Origin of the sequence: Erwinia sp. LJJL01, from assembly GCF_047300805.2 — a bacterium.
GTDB classification, from domain to species: Bacteria; Pseudomonadota; Gammaproteobacteria; order Enterobacterales; family Enterobacteriaceae; genus Erwinia; species Erwinia aphidicola.
Map to the genome: position 1 here is coordinate 3,601,776 of NZ_CP178576.1, position 19,032 is coordinate 3,620,807.

At 56.1% G+C, this 19,032-nt stretch carries 14 protein-coding genes and 2 pseudogenes; 12 read left to right on the forward strand and 4 right to left on the reverse strand.

The window, feature by feature from the left end; genetic code table 11:
• Positions 1–27: 27 nt before the first annotated feature.
• The 5 genes and pseudogenes from ACLI4M_RS17815 to lhgO form a co-directional block, all read left to right on the forward strand.
• On the forward strand, positions 28–609 hold the full coding sequence (locus ACLI4M_RS17815; protein WP_048916473.1) for a helix-turn-helix transcriptional regulator: 582 nt from the start codon (positions 28–30) through the stop codon (positions 607–609).
• An 11-nt stretch (positions 610–620) separates the two neighbouring features.
• Complete coding sequence (locus ACLI4M_RS17820; RefSeq protein ID WP_166643186.1) at positions 621–1,133, forward strand: fimbrial protein; 513 nt, start codon at positions 621–623, stop codon at positions 1,131–1,133.
• 305 nt (positions 1,134–1,438) lie between these two features.
• Positions 1,439–3,064, forward strand: a complete 1,626-nt coding sequence (gene agp / locus ACLI4M_RS17825) for a bifunctional glucose-1-phosphatase/inositol phosphatase (protein WP_133623998.1) — start codon at positions 1,439–1,441, stop codon at positions 3,062–3,064.
• Positions 3,065–3,249: 185 nt separating this feature from the next.
• Positions 3,250–4,209, forward strand: coding sequence for a glutarate dioxygenase GlaH (glaH, locus tag ACLI4M_RS17830; protein ID WP_133623997.1), 960 nt, complete (start codon positions 3,250–3,252; stop codon positions 4,207–4,209).
• Positions 4,210–4,235: 26 nt separating this feature from the next.
• A pseudogene (gene lhgO / locus ACLI4M_RS17835) lies at positions 4,236–5,423 on the forward strand (L-2-hydroxyglutarate oxidase); the annotation flags it as partial.
• On the opposite strand, the gene ACLI4M_RS17840 reads toward lhgO, so the two are convergent.
• Positions 5,373–6,296: a LysR family transcriptional regulator gene (locus ACLI4M_RS17840; RefSeq protein ID WP_133623995.1), complete on the reverse strand. Its 924-nt coding sequence runs from the start codon at positions 6,294–6,296 to the stop codon at positions 5,373–5,375. The pseudogene lhgO and the gene ACLI4M_RS17840 sit on opposite strands and share 51 nt — an antisense overlap.
• A 125-nt stretch (positions 6,297–6,421) precedes the next feature.
• Between ACLI4M_RS17840 and ACLI4M_RS17845 the strand changes: the two genes are divergently transcribed.
• The 3 genes from ACLI4M_RS17845 to ACLI4M_RS17855 are packed head-to-tail and all read left to right on the forward strand — an operon-like array spanning position 6,422 to position 11,388.
• Positions 6,422–8,131 (forward strand): acyl-CoA dehydrogenase family protein, encoded by a 1,710-nt coding sequence (locus tag ACLI4M_RS17845; protein ID WP_133623994.1) that lies wholly within the window; start codon positions 6,422–6,424, stop codon positions 8,129–8,131.
• 2 nt (positions 8,132–8,133) lie between these two features.
• Positions 8,134–9,243 carry a CaiB/BaiF CoA transferase family protein gene (locus tag ACLI4M_RS17850; RefSeq protein WP_133623993.1) on the forward strand — a complete coding sequence of 370 codons (1,110 nt, stop codon included), beginning with the start codon at positions 8,134–8,136 and terminating at the stop codon, positions 9,241–9,243.
• Positions 9,244–9,270: 27 nt separating this feature from the next.
• A complete protein-coding gene (locus ACLI4M_RS17855) occupies positions 9,271–11,388 on the forward strand; it encodes a 3-hydroxyacyl-CoA dehydrogenase NAD-binding domain-containing protein (protein WP_133623992.1) in 2,118 nt (705 codons plus the stop codon).
• 57 nt (positions 11,389–11,445) lie between these two features.
• Here ACLI4M_RS17855 and ACLI4M_RS17860 read toward each other — a convergent pair whose 3' ends face one another.
• The 3 genes from ACLI4M_RS17860 to wrbA all read right to left on the reverse strand — a co-directional run bounded on the left by ACLI4M_RS17860 (position 11,446) and on the right by wrbA (position 13,837).
• Positions 11,446–12,822 carry an NAD-dependent succinate-semialdehyde dehydrogenase gene (locus tag ACLI4M_RS17860; RefSeq protein ID WP_133623991.1) on the reverse strand — a complete coding sequence of 459 codons (1,377 nt, stop codon included), beginning with the start codon at positions 12,820–12,822 and terminating at the stop codon, positions 11,446–11,448.
• Positions 12,823–12,964: 142 nt separating this feature from the next.
• On the reverse strand, positions 12,965–13,195 hold the full coding sequence (locus ACLI4M_RS17865; protein WP_048916465.1) for a YccJ family protein: 231 nt from the start codon (positions 13,193–13,195) through the stop codon (positions 12,965–12,967).
• Positions 13,196–13,216: 21 nt separating this feature from the next.
• Complete coding sequence (wrbA, locus tag ACLI4M_RS17870) at positions 13,217–13,837, reverse strand: NAD(P)H:quinone oxidoreductase (RefSeq protein ID WP_133623990.1); 621 nt, start codon at positions 13,835–13,837, stop codon at positions 13,217–13,219.
• Positions 13,838–13,881: 44 nt separating this feature from the next.
• Here wrbA and ACLI4M_RS17875 point away from each other — a divergent pair, with 44 nt between their 5' ends.
• From ACLI4M_RS17875 to ACLI4M_RS17890, 4 genes and pseudogenes are all read left to right on the forward strand, one after another.
• Positions 13,882–14,112 carry a recombinase family protein gene (locus ACLI4M_RS17875; protein ID WP_253538758.1) on the forward strand — a complete coding sequence of 77 codons (231 nt, stop codon included), beginning with the start codon at positions 13,882–13,884 and terminating at the stop codon, positions 14,110–14,112.
• Complete coding sequence (locus ACLI4M_RS17880) at positions 14,109–15,641, forward strand: recombinase family protein (protein WP_413449736.1); 1,533 nt, start codon at positions 14,109–14,111, stop codon at positions 15,639–15,641. Before ACLI4M_RS17875 ends, ACLI4M_RS17880 begins: the two co-directional genes overlap by 4 nt.
• Before the next feature lie 1,063 nt (positions 15,642–16,704).
• Positions 16,705–17,829, forward strand: a pseudogene (locus ACLI4M_RS17885) (IS3 family transposase).
• A gap of 723 nt (positions 17,830–18,552) precedes the next feature.
• Positions 18,553–19,026, forward strand: coding sequence for a type II toxin-antitoxin system YafO family toxin (locus tag ACLI4M_RS17890; RefSeq protein WP_133623988.1), 474 nt, complete (start codon positions 18,553–18,555; stop codon positions 19,024–19,026).
• Positions 19,027–19,032 lie beyond the last annotated feature (6 nt).

Genomic DNA, 19,032 nt, shown 5'->3' on the forward strand with positions numbered 1-19,032 from the left:
GCCGGAACGCTGGAACAAGGATGCACTATGACCGACCGTGCTTATATTACCGTCATGATGTTGGACAGTGACCGCTATTTTCAGGAGGGCGTAGTGCAGGTGCTGAAGAATCAGCTGCCGCACACGGTGGTCAGGCACAGCGCACAACTTCAGGGCAACGTCGATCTGCTGATCGCCGGGTGTGACGCGGTTTCGCTCTGTGCCGCGCAGCATTTCGCCGCAAGCATGTCGCCGCACGGCCAGCTGATCACCATCACCGATACCGCGCAACAGCGCTGGCAGTCGTTACCGCCGCTGCTGCAGGCCTGCCCGCAGTGGCTGTTGCATCGTCGCCAGTCGGAGGCCCAGCTGGCAGCGCTTTTGCGCCGGGTTATGCCGCCCGATACCCGGCTTATCATGATAGTCGACCCGCGTGCGCACAGTGAAGAGAAGCTGACGCCGCGGGAAAAAACGCTGATCGAATTGCTGCGCGTTAATGCGACACCGCACCAGATAGCGAGGTGTATGGCGCTGCATCCGAAAACGGTCAGCACCTATAAACGGTCGGTAATGCACAAGCTGGGGATGCAGAAGAATCTGGAGCTGTATCACTGGTTACTTTATTCATAAGGATGCAAATCATGAGCGGATACAGGCAGTGGCTGTGGGCCATCATGCTGGCGGCGAGCGGCGCCGTGGCGGCGGATAACAGTAATGGGTTCGGTAAAATTAATATGCGCGGGGTGGTGATCGATGCGCCCTGTTCGCTTGCACCGGAGTCGGCCAGCCTGGAAGTGGACTTCGGCCAGCTAAGCAGCGCCGCGCTGCGTAACGGGCGCGAATCTCAATCCGAAGAGTTCGTGCTCATTTTGCAACGCTGTTCCAGCATGCTGAAAAATCAGGTGCGCGTCACTTTTCAGGGGACCGCCTATTCAGACGGCCTGTTTGCAGTCGGCAGCGGCAACGAATCGATTGGACTGGTGCTGCGCGACCGTAATGGGCAATCGGTATTAAATAACCAGCCGGTTGCCTGGCAGCGCATTAATGATGGCGATAATAAGCTGGTTTTTTCTGCGGCAGTGAAAGGGCGCGAGGCCACCATCGATACGGGGAATTTTCAGGCCCAGGTATTATTCCTGATTGAGTACAACTGAAGCTGAATAAAAGCGCTTATCACCGTGCTTAACGTCTTCTGTTTTGCCCGACATCCTGCTATTTTCTTGCGAGGTGGTGATGATTAGAGCATTCCTAAAAACATCCTGTTTCTTTTCAATCCCCTGAAGCCACTAAACCGCCGGGGTCAGAGTCTGCTATATTCTCAATATCAATGACTAAACCCAGTCTCTGGCCTTATCTTGAGAGCGGTGGTGGTGAGTCAGCGCAGCGCGCTGCTCTTCTTTCTGCGCTGCAGGTTTTTGCCGGCCGGTAAGTTCACCCTTTGAATCAATGGAATAAATAGATGATTAACAAGTTCAGTCTCTGCGCGTTAGCGGTTTACTCCGCATTCTCCGGTGCTTCTGCCTGGGCTGCCGACGGCGATTATCAGCTGGAACAGGTGCTGATGATGAGCCGCCATAACCTGCGCGCCCCGCTGGCAGATAACGGCAGCGTACTGGCGCAGGCCACTAAAAAAGCCTGGCCGAAATGGGAAGTTCCGGGCGGCCAGCTGACCACCAAGGGTGGGGTGCTCGAAGTTTACATGGGGCGCTATACCCGCGAATGGCTGGCGCAGCAGGGGCTGGTGAAAGAGGGCGAATGCCCATCTTCTGACGACATTTACGCCTATGCCAACAGCCTGCAGCGCACCGTTGCCACCGCGCAGTTCTTTATTACCGGCGCTTTCCCAGGCTGTGATATTCCGGTTTCGCATCAGGATGAGATGGGCAGCATGGACCCGGTATTTAATCCGGTGATCACCAACGACAGTGAAGAGTTCAACAAGCAGGCGCTGGCGGCAATCAATGCCGAAGGCGAAAAGCTGGCCCTGAAGCCGGCCTTCCAGCGTCTGGAAAAAATCATCGATTACAAAAACTCCGCGGCTTGCAACGGTAAGAAGCAGTGCGACCTTTCCAGCACCAATCAGAACCAGTTCAGCGCTGATAATGGCAAAGAGCCAAATGTTTCCGGCCCGCTGAAGGTGGGTAACTCGCTGGTGGATGCCTTCACGCTACAGTATTACGAAGGTTTCCCAATGGAGCAGGTGGCCTGGGGGCAGATCAAAACGCCTGAGCAGTGGCAGGAGCTGGCCGCGATTAAAAATGGTTATCAGGATGCGCTGTTCACCTCCCCGGCCGTCGCGCACGAAGTCGCCGCGCCGCTGGTGGACTACATTCGCAGCATGCTGGTCGACCAGGATAAAGCCAGCGCGCCTAAAGTGACGCTGATGGTGGGGCACGACTCCAACATTGCTTCACTGCTGACCGCTTTGGATTTCAAACCGTATGACCTGCCGGGCCAGAATGAGCAGACGCCAATCGGTGGCATGGTGCAGTTCCAGCGCTGGCACGACAAGAAAAATGACAAGGAGCTGGTCAAAGTGGAGTACGTCTACCAGACATCCGGCCAGCTGCGTGATGCAGAGCCGCTGTCGCTGGACAATCCACCGAAGCGCGTCACGCTGCAGATGGCCGGATGCCCGACCGATGCCAACGGCTTCTGCTCGTGGGATAAGTTTACCGAAGTGCTGAACACGGCACTGCAGGGCACGCCGCTGCAGGTGGCTACCCCGGCTCCCGCTGCTGCTGCGCCTGCTGCCGATGCCAAACCGGCCGACGAGAAAGCCGTAGTAAACAAAGCCCTGGCCGATAAAGCGGCCGCGGATAAGGCCGCAGCGGAAAAGGCAGCGCAGGCGAAAGCATCAGCTGAAAAAGCAGCGGCAGACAAAGCCGCTGCGGAAAAGGCCGCGAAAGAGAAGGCCGCAGCCGACAAAGCTGCCGCAGACGCCGGCAAAGCCACTGCCGACAAAGCTGCTGCCGACAAGGCAACGGCGGATAAAGCCGCCAGTGACAAAGCCACGGCAGAGAAACCCTCCCCTGGCGCGGCAGAGACTAAACCCGCCCCGGCGGCGGCCCCTGCGGCCAACTGATGTAGCCGAGAGTGTGACAACAGGCCAGCAGCTGATGCTGGCCTTTTTTTTTCTCCGCTGGGCAAATGCTGCCGCCAGCGGTTAGGCATTTAACGTCTCTCCTCAGTGTAAGCAGCGATATACCCTGATTTTGTTGTTCATCAGGTGCTTTGGCACCCGACTTAACGAATCAGGAGACGCATTCAATGACCCGTTCAACCCGCTATGGTGAGATTCAGCGTAGCGAGCATAAAACGCTTATTCCCGGCGTAATGCTCTCTGACTCTCCCTACTCTTCCCGCTTACTTCTCCTCACCTTCAACGAAGAGATCACTCAGGCTTTTCTACAGGCAGCGCGCACCTTGCCGGTTCAGGCGCTGGAGTACAAATCGATGTTGCGCTTTCACCTTGGCAAACTGCTGGACGACCTCTGCGGCAATCAGCTGCGGTCGCTGCTGAGCCGCACCCTGCAGTCGCGCCAGCAGGGGGCACTGTTAATCAATGCGCAGGGGTTGATCAGCGTTGACCGGGCAGAGGATATGGTCCGTCTGGCCACGGCGATCGCGCATCTGATTGGCCGCGCAAATTTCGACTCGATGAGCGGACAGTACTACGCACGCTTTGTGGTGAAAAACAGCGACGATTCCGACAGCTACCTGCGTCAGCCGCACAAGCCGCTGGAGCTGCATAATGACGGCACCTACGTGGATGAACCGACGGATTTTGTGCTGATGATGAAAATCGACGAGCAAAATATGCAGGGCGGTGAGTCGATTCTGCTGCACCTTGATGACTGGGCGCAGCTCGACAGCTGGTTCAGCCATCCGCTGGCGCGGCGTACGATGCGCTGGTCGGCACCGCCCAGTAAAAATACGCCGCACAGCGTTTACCACCCGGTATTTGGCGTGGACGAACGCGGCCGGCCGGTGATGCGCTACATTGACCAGTTTGTTCAGCCAAAAGATTTTACCGAGGGCAACTGGCTGACCGCGCTGTCGGACTCGCTGGAAAACAGCGGAGGTAAAATCTACGTTCCGGTGCCGGTGGGCAGCATGCTGTTGATCAACAATCACTTCTGGCTGCACGGGCGCGATAAATTTCTGCCGCATCCGGCGTTACGGCGCGAGCTGCTGCGCCAGCGCGGTTACTTCACACCGGTGCTGTAATCGTCGGGCAGGGAGGGCTGCGCACAATGTATGATTTCGTGATTGTTGGCGGGGGCATTATCGGGATGTCGACGGCTATGCAGCTGATGACCGCCTATCCGGATGCGAGGATAGCGGTGCTGGAGAAGGAGACCGGGCCAGCCCAGCACCAGACCGGTCACAACAGTGGCGTGATCCACGCGGGGGTCTATTACACGCCGGGCAGCCTGAAGGCGCGCTTCTGCCTGGCCGGCAATCAGGCGACCAGGAAATTCTGCTCACGCCATCAAATTCCCTGGCAGGCGTGTGGAAAAATAGTTGTCGCCACAACGCCGCTTGAGATGGATCGCATGGCTACCCTGTGGAAGCGTTCGGCGGCAAACGGGCTGCAGCGGGAGTGGCTGAATGCAGAACAGCTGCAAGAGAGGGAGCCAAATATTGTTGGCCTCGGCGGCATTCTGGTGCCCGCCAGCAGTATTGTTGACTACCGTCAGGTCACGGTCACGATGGCTGAGATATTCACCCGCCGGGGCGGTGAAATTATCTATCAGGCTGAGGTCACGGCGCTGCATGAGGAGAGCCAAAGCGTGGCGATCGCCACGGCGCGCAGCGAGTTCAGCTCACGCTATCTGATCGCCTGCTCAGGGCTGATGGCCGATCGGCTGGTGGCTATGCTGGGGATCGATGCGGGCTTTATCATCTGTCCGTTCCGCGGCGAATATTTCCGTCTTGCCAGCCAGCACAACCAGATTGTTAACCATCTTATCTATCCGGTGCCCGACCCTGCGGTGCCGTTTCTCGGCGTTCACCTGACGCGGACGATTGAGGGTAGCGTCACCGTCGGCCCCAATGCGGTGCTGGCCATGCAGCGGGAAGGCTATCACAAACTTGATTTCAGCTGGCGCGATCTCCGGCAAATGGCGGCCTATCCGGGAATGCGCAAAATGCTGCGCAGGCACTTTCAGGCGGGCGTGCAGGAGATGAAAAATTCACTCTACAAAAGTGGCTATTTGCGGCTGGTGCAGCGCTATTGTCCCACTCTACAAAAGCAGGACCTGCTGCCGCATCCGGCGGGCGTGCGCGCCCAGGCAGTCACGCGTGAAGGGGAGCTTATCGACGACTTTCTGTTCGTCAGCACTGCCCGCACCCTTCACGTCTGCAACGCGCCGTCGCCTGCTGCCACCTCAGCCCTGCCGATCGGCGAGCATATCGTCAGCCGGATTAAGGCGCTGGTGGGGTAGCCGCAGCATCGCGATCAGTGCGGAGAGCAGCGGCCGTTGTTCAGCGCTGTTCCAGACGCAGAGCGAGGGCAACAGCAGCGAACTCTGCGGCAGCGGGCAATAGCTGACGCCGGCCATCGCGGTAAAACGCAGGCTGGCGGGAACCAGTGCGATACCGCAACCGCGCGCCACCAGCGACACGACGCCCAGCCAGTGGCGTGCCTCCCAGCGCGTGTCGGGCTCAATATCTGCGGCCAGCAATACTGACTGAATGCGGTCGTAATAACGCGGGGAAAATCGGCGCGCGAAGAGAATAAACGGCTCCTCTTTGAGCTGGTTGAGCGCCAGCTCACCGGCAGCTGCCAGCGGATGCTGCACCGGTAAGCAGAGTGCCAGCCTGTCGTGGGAAAAACGCAGTGAGGAGAGGCCTGCGGGCAGGGGGGAAGTATGAATAAACCCCACGTCCAGGCTGCCGTGAGCCAGCTCGCTTAGCTGGTTGCAGGTATTGAGCTCGCGCATACTCAGCTGCACCCCCGCGTGGCGCTGCTGAAACTGCTGCATCAGCTCGGGCAGTCCCTGATAGAGCAGCGCGCCGACATAACCGATACGCAGATGGCCGGTCACCCCGTGCGCCACGTTTTGCACCTCAAGAAGCATGCTTTCCATCCGGTCCAGCAGCGCCTGGGCCGCAGGGATCAGCGCCTTACCTGCGGCAGTCAGCCGCACCTGCTGGTGGCTGCGTTCAAACAATTTTGCCCCGATCGACTCCTCCAGCTGGCGAATGCTGACGCTCAGCGGCGGCTGTGAAATAGCCAGACGCAGGGCGGCACGGCCAAAATGCAGCTCCTCGGCCAGCACCAGAAAATAGTGTAAACGACGAGTATCCATAAGCGGCAGTTCACTCCTCCGGTGGCGACATCATCTGAATACAGTATCAGCCGATACAGCGTCGGTATTGGACAAAGCTGCGCCATTTGCCAACAGTGGTCCTCAGACAACGCAATGGAGGTCACATGTCTCTCTTCAATTCTCAAGCGGAAAACATTCCGGATCGTCACGACGTCAATCTGTTTACCAGCGACACCACGCTTCAGGCTCTCCTGCCGCTTTATCTCTCTGACGCACTGCGCAAACAGCTGCATGCCCGGCTGCAAACCCTGGGGGCACTGGCCGGGGGGCGGCTGAATGCACTTGCCGAGAGCGCCGATAAAAATCCACCGCAGCTGAAGATGCGCAGCCGCACCGGCAGCGACCAGCAGAGCATCATCAAGCACCCGGCGTATAGCGAAATGGAACAGCTTGCTTTTGGTGACTTTGCCATGGCGGCGCTCTCACACCGCACCGATCTTCCCGGCTGGCCGGGGCCCTGCCCGCCGCTGGTGAAATACCTGTTTACCTATCTGTTCGTGCAGGCCGAATTTGGTCTGATGTGCCCGGTTTCGATGACCGACTCGCTGGCGCGCACGCTGAAAAAGTTTGGCTCGCCGATGCTGACGCAGCGTTATTTGCCGCGCCTGACCTCCCTGGATGCCGCAACGCGTCTGCAGGGAGCGATGTTTATGACCGAGCAGGACGCAGGCTCTGATATTGCCGCCACCACCGCGCTGGCGGTGCCAGCGCAAGACCACTATCTGCTGTATGGCGAAAAGTGGTTCTGCTCGAACCCTGACGCCGGGCTGGCGATGGTGCTGGCACGTATTGAGGGCGCTCCCGAGGGGATAAAAGGGGTGTCGCTGTTTCTGCTGCCGCGCACGCTGGAGGGGGGAGCCGCCAACGCCTACCGAATTCTGCGGCTGAAAGATAAGTTGGGCACGCGCTCAATGGCCAGCGGAGAGATCCGGCTGGAAGGTGCCCAGGCCTGGCTGGTGGGTGAGGCAGGTCGTGGCTTTGTACAGATGGCGGATATGATTAACAACTCGCGCCTGTCAAACGGCGTGCGCTCCGCCGGGCTGATGCAGCGGGCGGTCAGCGAAGCGTTCTACATCGCCCGGCAGCGGCGTGCCTTCGGCAAAACGCTGATTGAGCAGCCGCTGATGCGGCGCCAGCTGTTAAAAATTTTACTGCCTTGTGAGCAGGCGCGCAGCATGGTGCTGCAGAGCGCAGAGATACTGCGCCGGGCTGACAGCGGTGATAAACAGGCTTACGCGCTGCTGCGTATACTGACGCCGCTGATTAAGTTTCGCGCCTGCCGCGATGCGCGTAAGGTCACCGCAGATGCCATGGAGGTGCGCGGCGGCTGCGGTTATATCGAAGAGTGGGGCGACCCACGCCTGTTCAGGGACGCGCAGCTTGGCTCGATCTGGGAAGGGACCAGCAACATTGTGGCGCTGGACGTGCGGCGCGCCATTCTGCGGGAGCAGTCGCTGGAGGCGCTGGCGCCCTGGCTGGCGCACTACCTGGCTGAGGCAAAGCTGGGCAGCGAGCTGCAGCAGCAGTTTGCCGCGGCGCAGGAACAGGTGTGGGCGCTGGCCGCAGCGAGCGCTCAACCCGAGGGCACGGCGCTGGCCCGTGCCGCAGCCAGCGGACTCTATCATTTCATCAGTGCGGTCATCATGGCGTGGGAGAGCCAGCAGGCCGGGCTGCCGGCCAGACGCCTGCTGGCCCAGCTAATCCTTATTCATAAGCTGCTGCCGCATAACCCGCTGGGCCGTGATGCAGCGATGGCGCCTGAGGTTGAAGCGCAGCTGCTGGCCGACGTCGGCGATGCCGGGCGGGAGCAATAGCCATGACGGCGTTAACCACAGGTTCACTGGCGGGGATCCGCGTTATCGATCTCTCGCGCGTGCTGGGGGGGCCCTGGTGCGGCCAGCTGCTGGGCGATCACGGTGCCGACGTGATAAAAGTCGAGCCGCCGCAGGGCGATGAAACCCGCCGCTGGGGGCCGCCTTTCAAACAGGGGGTGGCGGCGTACTACCTGGGTCTTAACCGCAATAAACGCCGCGGTCCATCTCTGGATTTATCGCAGCAGAGCGGGCGCGAAACGCTGTTTGAGCTGCTGGCCGATGCGGATGTGCTGATTGAAAACTTCAAGACCGGCACGATGGAGAGGTGGGGAATAGGCTATGAGAGCCTGGCAAGGCGCTTTCCGCGCCTGATCCACTGCCGCGTGTCGGGTTTTGGTGGCGATGGTCCGCTCGGCGGATTAGTCGGCTATGACGCCGCGCTACAGGCGATGAGCGGCATAATGAGCGTCAACGGCGAAGCAGACAGCGGTGGCGTACGCGTCGGGATACCGATAGTCGACCAGTCTGCCGGGATGAATGCGGCCATCGGTATTCTGCTGGCGCTGTTTGAGCGCACCCGCAGCGGGCTGGGGCAGTTTATTGAAGCCAGCCTGTATGATACCGCGCTCTCGATGCTGCATCCCTATTCGACTAACTGGCTCACCAGCCAGCAGCCGCCGCAGCGCAGCGGCAATGCCCATATCAGCGTCTATCCCTATGACGTTTTCCCAATGGGTGGCGTGGCGGTATTTATTGGCGCAGGCAACGACAGGCAGTTTCACACGCTGTGTGAATGCCTGCAGGCGCCCGAGCTGGCAGGCGATGAGCGCTTTGCTACCCCTGCCGCGCGCTCGGTAAACCGGCGACAGCTGCGCACTTTACTGATTGCGCAGCTGGCTGGCTATGACGGAGCCGAATTTTCAGAGCGGCTGCTAAGGGCGGGGGTGCCCAGCGCGCCGCTGCTCACGGTTGATGCCGCCCTGTCACATCCGCACACCCTCCACCGTAAGATGATCATCCGTATCGGTGACGGCTATTGTGGCGTCGCCTCGCCGATTAAGCTCAGCCGCACCCCGGCCAGCTATCGCCTGGCGCCGCCGATAAAGTCGTAAGCTAATGATAACGGGAGGTAAGCGACCATGAAAAACAACCGTCAGCAGCTACGCGGGCGTGGGGGAATAGCGCTGGCGCGTCAGGGGACGATTTTGATCGCCACCCTTGATAATCCACCGGTCAACGCCATCAGCGCAGCGGTGCGCACTGCGCTTCAGGCGCTACTGCTGCAGCTGAGTCACGATGATGAGATTGCGGCACTGCTGCTGCTGGGTCGCGGTGGCCACTTTTCGGCAGGAGCCGATATTCGGGAATTTAGTCAGGCCCGCCCGCCGCCCGCACTGCGCGATCTCTGCGACCAGCTGGAAGCCAGCGATAAGCTGGTGGTGGCGGCAATTTCCGGCAACGCACTTGGCGGCGGGCTGGAGCTGGCGATGGCGGCCCACTATCGGCTGGCACTGCCCGACGCGCGTCTGGGGCTGCCGGAAATCAGGCTCGGCCTGCTGCCGGGCGCCGGGGGCAGCCAGCGCAGCGTGCGGCTGACAGGCGTAAAGGCGGCGCTCGACATGATGCTCGGCGGTGATCTGCTCTCGGGTGAACAGGCGCTGGCGATCGGGCTGGTAGATCGCCAGGGGCATAATGCGCGCGAAGATGGCCTGACATGGATCCGCGAACTGCTGGCGGCAGGCGGGGAAGTGCGCCGCAGCGCGACGACAAGCGCCAGAGCAGAGAGCCGCGAGTCGGTGCAGGCAGCGCTCAGCGCCGCGCGTGCGCAGCTGGCGCTACAGTTCAGGGGGCTGTTCTCTCCCGCGCTGATTATTGACTGCGTGGAGGCGGCCAGCTGCAGTACATTTGCCGCGGGCTGTCGCTTCGAAGCGGCACAGTTTCAGCGCTGCCTCTTCAGCCCTCAGCACCGCGCGCTGGTGCACATTTTTCTGGCGGAGAAAAGAGCAGCAAAATTTCCTCTGCCGCCGGGGGTTACGCCAGCAAGCTTCAGCGCTGCGGGGGTAATTGGCGGGGGAACGATGGGGGCGGGTATCGCGGTGGTGATGCTGAACGCCGGTCTGCAGGTCACTCTGATTGAGCGTGACGCGCTGAGCCTGGAGGGCGGGCTGGCGCGCATCAGGGGCTATTTCCAGCGCCAGATCGCGAAAATGCGGCTGACGCCAGGCGAAGTGCAGAGCCGGCTGGCGCGACTGCAGGGGACGCTTGAGCTGAGCGCGTTGCAACCTGCCGATCTGGTTGTCGAAGCGGTGACGGAAGATCTGGCCGTTAAACAGGCGCTGTTTCGCCAGTTAGCCGTTCACTGCCGCGCCGATGCGCTGTTGGCCAGCAATAGCTCCTACCTCTCTATTACCCAGATAGCGGCGGGAACCGCCTGCGCCAGCCACAGCCTGGGGCTGCATTTCTTTTCTCCCGCGCCGGTCATGCGGCTGCTGGAGGTGATCGCCCCGGAGAGCGTCCCGCAGCGTATTGTTGCCAGTGCGTTCAGTCTGGCACGGCGGCTGGGCAAAATAGCGGTGCGCAGCGGCATCTGCGATGGCTTTATCGGCAACCGTATTATGTCTGTGACTCGCCGGGCTGCCGAGGCCATGCTGGTGGACGGGGCCTCACCGTATGAGATTGACAGCGCGCTGCGCGGCTTTGGCTTTGCTATGGGGCCGTTTGAAACCAGCGATCTGGCCGGTGGTGACATCGGCTGGGCCACGCGCAGGCGGCGCGCGGCGACCCGCGATGCGCGCGAGCGCTATGTCAGCATTGCCGACCGCCTGTGCGAACAGGGATGGCTGGGGCAAAAAACCGGGCGTGGATGGTATCGCTACGCTGCGGGCGAGAAAAACGGGCTACCTGACCCTGAAGTGCTGGCCGTGGTTGATGCCGAGCGCCGCCGGGCAAATATTGTGCCGCGCAGCTTCAGCCCGCCTGAGATTGTTCGACGCTACCTGCTGGCAATGATCAATGAGGGGGCAAAAGTGGTGGAAGAGGGCATCGCCCGCTGTCCGGGAGATGTGGATGTGGTCATGGTCGCGGGCTTTGGCTTCCCCCGCTATCGGGGCGGCCCGCTGTTTTACGCCGACACCCTTGGGCTGGACCGGGTAGTGCGTGATTTAACCCGATTTGCGGAGGAAGATCCCCACTTCTGGCGTCCCGCAGCACTGCTGTTGCAGCGGGCCAAACAGGGCCGGCCCATTTCTCAGGCCTGACCGAGGTAAAAAAAAAGCCGACATTATGTCGGCTTTACGTTTACTGGTGAGGAGAGGTTATTCGTCGTTACTGATCACCACCAGTTTCTGATTCACAAACTCTTTAATGCCAAGGTCGGAGAGCTCGCGGCCATAGCCGGAACGCTTAACGCCACCAAATGGCAGCTCGGCTGCAGTGTTACTTGCCGAGTTGATATAAACCATGCCGGTCTCGATGCGCGAGGCCAGCGCCCTGGCACGCGGGATATCGCGGCTAAATACCGCACCGCCCAGACCGTAGTGGGAATCATTGGCCAGCTTCACCACTTCATCGTCATCTTTCACCACGTAGACCTGCGCCACCGGGCCAAAGAACTCTTCGAAGTAGGCCGGGTTGTCACGCGTAATGCCGGTCAGAATGGTCGGCTGGTAGAAGCAGCCTTCACCCGCTACCGGTGCGCCACCCAGCAGCACCGTGGCACCTTTAGCTTTCGCCTGTTCAACCTGCTTCTGCAAGCGATCGCGGGCATCGGCTGATGAGAGCGGGCCGAGGGTGGTGCTGGCGTCAAGCGGATCGCCGATTTTTACATCCTTAAACGCCGCGCTTAGCTTCTCGATAAAGCTATCGGCCACTTTTTCATGCACCAGGAAGCGTTTAGCAGCGGTACAGACCTGGCCACAGTTGCTGAGACGCGCGCCAACCCCGGCCTTCACCGCTTTGTCCAGATCGCAGTCGTCAAGCACCACGAAGACGTCATTACCGCCCAGTTCAAGGGTGGTTTTCTTCAGATATTTACCGGCCTGCTGCGCCACGGCGCTACCGGCACGTTCAGAACCGGTCAGCGCGGCACCCTGCACGCGATCGTCGGCAATCAGTGTGGCAATCTGATCGTTGCTGGCAAACAGGTTGGTCCAGGCCCCGGCGGGCGCGCCGGCTTCTGTTACCAGCTCCTCAAACAGCGTGGCGCAGTGCGGCACGTTAGGGGCATGCTTCGCCAGCACCGGGTTACCCGCTGCCAGGTTAGGGGCCAGTACGCGCATCAGCTGGTAGAACGGGAAGTTCCACGGCTCAACCGCCACCAGAACACCGATCGGATGATTTTCTACCCAGGCTTCACCCAGTTCACTCGGGTAGCGGGTGGGGGCGAGAAAGCGCTCGGCATTCTCGGCATAATAACGGGCGATCTGCGCGCAGAGTTCAACCTCGCCTTTGCTCTGGGCGATCAGTTTGCCCATTTCAATGCTGGCGGTCTTAGCCAGTTCGTCGACGCGGCTGTCGATCAGGTCAGCCAGCTTTTTTAGCACCTGCAAACGCGGCTGGATCGGACCTTTTGACCATGCTGAATGATAGAGCTGGTCCGCAGTCGCCAGCGCTTTTTCGACGTCGCTGTCGCTGTGGGAAGGCCAGGATTTAATGAGCTCGTTACTTGCAGGATTGATTGTCTGATAGGACATAGAAACTTTCCTCTGTCAGTAAGCAGCCGGATTCTGGCTGTCAGTGAAACGTGGGATCAAGCGTAGTAGAGAAAACAGGGGATGTTCAGTTATCGGATGAGTCCTACGCGTGAAAGGGCGGGTTAGACCCGCCCTGATATCGTTAAACGTTCCTGCGCTCAACCACTTTGCTGTCCCAGGTCAGAACGTCCTGATCCGTTTTTTCGAAGGCGCGAATAAGGACTTCGTCGCTACCCTGCTGCTCCCAGATCTGCTCAGCGAGCTTTTCATCGTAATTTGCCACTTCGAAAATAGCCTCAGCAATCTCCTTAGAGGTATTACGGACGGATGCAAATTCCCCGACGTGATGTTCTTTCGATTTCTGCGTTAGCATATTGCTCTCCTGTGGTTGAGATTATCCGTTAAGTTTTACCGCCAGCCCGGCAACGTACTCACCCTGATAGCGGGCAATATTCAGCTCTTCGGCACTGGGTTGACGTGAACCATCGCCTCCGGCAATGGTGGTAGCACCGTAGGGCGTTCCTCCGCGCACCTGCGAAATATCAAACAGCTCTTTGGTACCGTATCCGATGGGGACAATCACCATGCCGTGGTGGGCAAGGGTCGTCCAGGTTGAAGTGATGGTCTGTTCCTGACCGCCGCCGGTGCCGGTGGAGGCAAACACGCTGGCAAGCTTGCCGTACAGCGCGCCCGATGCCCACAGCCCGCCGGTTCGGTCAAGGAAGCTGCGCATCTGCCCGGCCATATTGCCGAAGCGGGTAGGGGTGCCAAGCAGAATGGCATCATACTGCGCCAGTTCATCCGGGGTGGCTTCTGCGGCAGCCTGCCCGGTTTTGCCGCCCACCTCGGCGAAGCGGGTGGCATCCATGGTCTCCGGTACGCGCTTGATAGTGACTTCGGCGCCGGAAACGCGTTTTGCGCCTTCGGCGACGGCCTGAGCCATGGTCTCAATGTGGCCGTACATTGAGTAATAGAGCACCAGTATTCTTGCCTTAACACGTTCTTCGTCTTGCATGATAATATGCCCTTAGCGAATGAACCCAACGGAAAGCGTAGCACATGAAATTGCTTGTATCTTACGTGCGATGGAGCACCAAGGCCCAAGACTCTGGTGATAGCCTACGTAGGCAGAACGATATGATCGATGCTTTTTATCGTAAGAACAGCCAGGAATATTTCATGTCTGTAACCCATCGTTACGTTGACAAAGGTAAGTCTGGATTCCACCAGCAGCACAAGGCTGAAGGGGGGGATTTCAAGCGCATGTTAGACAATGTTCTGAGTGGGTGATACCAGCGGGTAGTCTTATCGTACTGGAAAACTTTGATCGTTCCAGTCGTGCGGATATTGATAGCGCCAGTGATGATATCAGGCAGATTCTTAGAAAGGATGTTGAAATTCTGACCTTGGGTGACAATGAACGTTACGACAAATCGTCACTTAGTGACCCTATCCGTCTAATCAAACACATCCTTATTGCTGAAAGGGCGCACCAAGAGTCTGTAGTCAAACAGGCCCGAACTGTTGCTGTCTGGAAAGCCAAAACTGATAAAGCAGTCATGTCAGGCTTACCTATGGGGAAACAGACACCAGGCTGGATAGAAATAAGCTCAGACAGGCAATCATTCACCGTGATTGAAGACAAAGCAGCCATTGTCAGAATCATATTTCAGATGCGTTTAGCGGGTCACAGCATGTTTGCCATCTGCAAATATCTTAACGAAAACAACTATCCCACGATTAATGATCGTAAAGTCCGTATCTCAAAAACGATCAAGCCTGCTTGCGGAAACTGGTCAGCCATATCTGTTAAGCACATACTGACTTCGCGCAGCGTTATCGGTTACCTTCCCGCCAAGTTCAGCACACTGGATAGAAAGATAATCCTGCGTGATGAGATACCCGACTATTACCCCAAGATTATTGACGATCAAACGTTCAGTGCTGTTCAAACGCTTCTTGAACAGGGAGGGAAGGGGAGGCTGGCAGCAGGTGAACACTGGCAATACGTTAATATCTTCAGGACATTGTTAAGTTGCAGATGTGGCCTGACGATGACACCTTCAGGTATCCGTAAACCTGTTTACCAGGGTACATACAGATGCAATGGTATGCATGAAGGACGCTGTAAATATGGTTCAGTGTCCCGTAAAAAGCTTGATACAGTACTCTGTACCAGACTGTTCAGCAAGCTTAGCCAGCTCTATGACAGCAACACAGACCAGTCACAGATAAACGATCTGAAACGCAGGCTTCATATGGTTGACCGAGAACTACAGACTCTCACAGAGACCCTGCTACAACTCCCCAATATCACCCAGATACGTGATGCGCTTGCAGATAAACAACGTGATAAAGAGTCTATTCAGTCTGAGCTGAGGCGTGAAACCATGCGCATTGCATCGGTCACAGACTTGGATTTATCAAAGCTTAACCTTGAGAATGTGCAGGGCAGGGGAGGGCAGGGCAGGGCAGGGCAGGGCAGGGCAGGGCAGGGCAGGGCAGAAGCTCATGTCATCATCAAGAAGCTGGTTAAGAGAATCACCGTTGATGGGCGTGAAAAGTTGGTAGATGTATATCTGCACAATGGGAATGTGATCAAAGGGTTTTCACTGGAAGGTGAGCGTAACCTTACCCTGACCTTTGAACAAGCAACTGACGACACACCTGATCAGGATTTCATTGCAGTAATGGGGAAAGAGTTGCCCAAAGTGTTTCCTGCTGAAGAATTTAAGGGAAGGGGTAATCCTGATTTTATAGAATGGCCTGAAGCTGATGAGCCAGACTATCCAAATGCACAAGGTGATAAAAATGAATGACGATTATGAAGCTTACGAAAACATGATGAATCCGCAACCACGAAATGAGGCGTTGAGACGTGAGCAACTATCCAGTGTTCAACGGGATTTGGAACCTAAAGGCCCAGAAACTCTTTACACAGATGAGAAGGGTAGAAAGTTCTATTTCAAGCAGGGTAATAGGCACTATATAAGTTAACCAGTTCGTATGACCTTAATTATTGTCAATTCTAAGCAGCCTGCACATTAACCAGTACAAACTCTCAAGTTTAACGTCAAAGGGGCTTCTATGCCCCTCTGGTTAGCCCTGTTGCTGCTCATGCATTCTCTTAACAGCCTCTTCCCAAAGCTTATGGCAGTCACTGCACATATGTACTTCCATATCAGGTTGAGTGTCACCACATTTGGCTGTGATGAAACCACCCATTGGTTTGCCACAACCGCCTTGTAGGCGTAATTCTGCTTTACTATACGGGCTGAGATGTCCCATTGGTCACCACCGTGATTATTAGGTAAGGGTGTAATTTCAGGTTTTCATTAAAAATACTTATAAATTTTGACACATACTTGACACCATCTGAAACTATCCAATTGGGTTTGAGTTAACAGTTACCCCTTAACAGTATTCTTTACAGTAGTCTGAACAGACAAGCAAACTGGTGAGCGATCCAGCAACGTACAGGCGGTAAGCCAGTTGCTACTATGTTCCTTAACTGAGCATACCTGCAACCTACCTATACAAAAATAGAAGAATATGGATTTCCAGAGTTACAGCTTTAGTCAGCACCTTTCAGATCTCCTTCTAACTGGACAACAGTTCATCTCTACGGTAAATCCTTCCTACCTGACATCTGGTGGCGTTTACATGCTCAGAAGCTTCGACAGGGCAGGTGAGTCAGTAACTGTCCCCAGAGTGCTGGATAGTGGCCCTGACGGTATTCTCTACATAGGCATGGCTAAGATCTTTTGCCATCGTGTAAGTATCCCGCTTAACCGGACCATTCACTTTTAGAGATCTTCCGACATACTGATTATGTCCTTCGAGGAGATCACCATGCGAAAAGCCCGATACACTGAACACTAAATCATCGCCGTTCTGAAATCCGTCGAAGCCGGACGCACCGTCAAAGATGTCTGCCGCGAAGCAGGAATATCTGAGGCCTAGTACTACAACTGGAAAGCAAAGTACGGCGGGATGGAAGCCTCTGATATCAAAAAGATGAAGGATCTTGAGGACGAAAATCGCCGTCTCAAACAAATGTTTGCCGATCTCAGTCTTGAATGCCGGGCGCTGAAAGATGTCATCGAAAAAAAGCTTTAAAATCAGCGATAAAGCGTGAGCTCGTCAACTATCTGACCGCGCAGTTTACGATGAGCATACGCCAGGCATGCAGGACGTTATCGCTGAGAAGGACGGTGTATTTTTACCAGCCCGATACCCGGCGTGATGAAGCGGTGATCCAGGTGCTGACCGGGTTGGCAGAGCGCTATCCCCGCTACGGCTTTAAGAAGCTTTTTCAGGTGCTGCGCAGGCAGGGGCACGTCTGGAACCACAGCGCGTACACCGGATTTACTGTCTGCTGAAACTGAATTTTCGACGCAAGGTAAGCAACGTCTTCCGGTGCGCAATCCGGCTCCGCTGGCAACGCCGGAAGCGCTAAATCAGAGCTGGTCTATCGATTTTTTGCAAGACACGCTGGTCTGTGGTCGGCGTTTTCGGACCTGCAACGTGGTGGATGATTTTAACCTCGATGCCCTTGCGATAGAAATCGATCTGAATATTCCTGCGCAACGAATGGTGCGGGTTCTGGACAGGATAGTGGCGAATCGCGGATATCCGCTGAAGATGCGGATGGATAACGGCCCGGAACTGATATCACTGGCTCTGGCGCAATAGGCTGAAGAACATGGTGTGATGCTGGAATTTATCAAGCCGGGTAAGCCGACACAGAACGCGTTTATTGAGAAGTTTAACAGGACGTACCGGACAGAAATACTGGATTTTTACCTATTCAGAACGCTGAACGAAGCACGGGGAATCACAGAGCGCTGGCTAAATGAATACAACAGTGAGCGGCCCCATGAATCCCTGAATAACCTGACACCGGAAGAATACCGGCTGATGGCTGAGAAACCGGAAATCTCAAAAAGTGTGTGGAACTTAAGCTGGGATACTTACAATTCCACAGTTCCAGAAATATGCTCATGAGCAGTTCGGATGGGGCGGTAAAGACGGGACAGAAACGACTCACGGTGGCAATGTGATTAAGGATTCTTGGGTAGATAAGGCTCTAACCTTCCTACACGATAATGCTATGGCTGCTACTTCTGGTATACCTACATCTGGTTATCCACCCTTAAACAGCGGTCAGTCCTCATACCTACCACCAGCTAAGCAATATCTGACTGTTAAGCAAGACCCTATCCAGATTGCTCCGTTCAGAATTGATATCCCACTACCAAACGGTGACACCTACAGCCAGATGATTACACCAATCGTTCAGCAGCAGGTTCAGCAGCAGCACGAAGTTTAGATGATGTCTGCTCAGGGACTTCAGGGATCTTGGCAGGGGACTGGCAACAATGCAGGATTTACACCTTCATCAATAATGCGGTCAAAGTGACAGTACAGTTCTTGAAAGCGCATCCTGACAGGTTTTCTCACCAAAGTGAGCGTATAAAAACGCTCATCTTTCACTCAAATATACGGTTGACGTATTCGTCAGTAATAGCTTACTATCCTAATGGTATCCGAAAACGGATATCACCTACCTTTCATTCGGAGATACGAAAATGGCAAAAGCTAAAGCAAGAACTGTATCTACTGGTATGAGTAGGGAACAGCTCAATGCACTCGTGAAGACTACCAGAGCGGTTGCTCGTCGTAGTTCTCGTGAAACAGATTCACGCTTAGCCGAGTACAATAAAGTTCATGCCGCTTGCAATTAATATTGAATGCTGCCCTAAACTTGCTGCTGATGGGCAGTTTAAACCTTTCTATGCTGAGTTTGAAGCTTACAAACTGAAAAGCGATACCCACTCTCGTCCTACCACTAAAGAACAACAAGAGTATGAATCTGTCTCTGAATTGTTTGGTAGAGATCGTGCAAATGTTGATGAAGAACATCCCTATTACCAGAGACAAGAATCTCTTAGTCATCTACACACTAAGCAGGAAGATAGTGAGTGGGAGGACGAAGATGGTGATCGACTTGTTCAATGGGAATGCACAAGTGATAGCTACTTAATCTACTCTTATTTCGTTTTCAGAGAAGTGCGTTACTATTATGTTGTTGATTTCATTGATAATGGTGCTCACGCCAATTGGGATAACGCAGAAGCCAAAATGATGTGGATTCAAGAAGCTAAAGCATACCGCGAATCAAAACAAGAAGCTGCGGCTTAAACTTTT

Coding starts and splice junctions, on each gene's coding strand:
- ACLI4M_RS17850 (WP_133623993.1), top strand. CDS start 8,134: ATGACGGCGTTAACCACAGGTTCACTGGCGGGGATCCGCGTTATCGAT.
- ACLI4M_RS17840 (WP_133623995.1), bottom strand. CDS start 6,296: ATGGATACTCGTCGTTTACACTATTTTCTGGTGCTGGCCGAGGAGCTG.
- ACLI4M_RS17845 (WP_133623994.1), top strand. CDS start 6,422: ATGTCTCTCTTCAATTCTCAAGCGGAAAACATTCCGGATCGTCACGAC.
- agp (WP_133623998.1), top strand. CDS start 1,439: ATGATTAACAAGTTCAGTCTCTGCGCGTTAGCGGTTTACTCCGCATTC.
- glaH (WP_133623997.1), top strand. CDS start 3,250: ATGACCCGTTCAACCCGCTATGGTGAGATTCAGCGTAGCGAGCATAAA.
- ACLI4M_RS17860 (WP_133623991.1), bottom strand. CDS start 12,822: ATGTCCTATCAGACAATCAATCCTGCAAGTAACGAGCTCATTAAATCC.
- wrbA (WP_133623990.1), bottom strand. CDS start 13,837: ATGCAAGACGAAGAACGTGTTAAGGCAAGAATACTGGTGCTCTATTAC.
- ACLI4M_RS17855 (WP_133623992.1), top strand. CDS start 9,271: ATGAAAAACAACCGTCAGCAGCTACGCGGGCGTGGGGGAATAGCGCTG.
- ACLI4M_RS17875 (WP_253538758.1), top strand. CDS start 13,882: ATGAAATTGCTTGTATCTTACGTGCGATGGAGCACCAAGGCCCAAGAC.
- ACLI4M_RS17815 (WP_048916473.1), top strand. CDS start 28: ATGACCGACCGTGCTTATATTACCGTCATGATGTTGGACAGTGACCGC.
- ACLI4M_RS17890 (WP_133623988.1), top strand. CDS start 18,553: ATGCCGCTTGCAATTAATATTGAATGCTGCCCTAAACTTGCTGCTGAT.
- ACLI4M_RS17820 (WP_166643186.1), top strand. CDS start 621: ATGAGCGGATACAGGCAGTGGCTGTGGGCCATCATGCTGGCGGCGAGC.
- ACLI4M_RS17865 (WP_048916465.1), bottom strand. CDS start 13,195: ATGCTAACGCAGAAATCGAAAGAACATCACGTCGGGGAATTTGCATCC.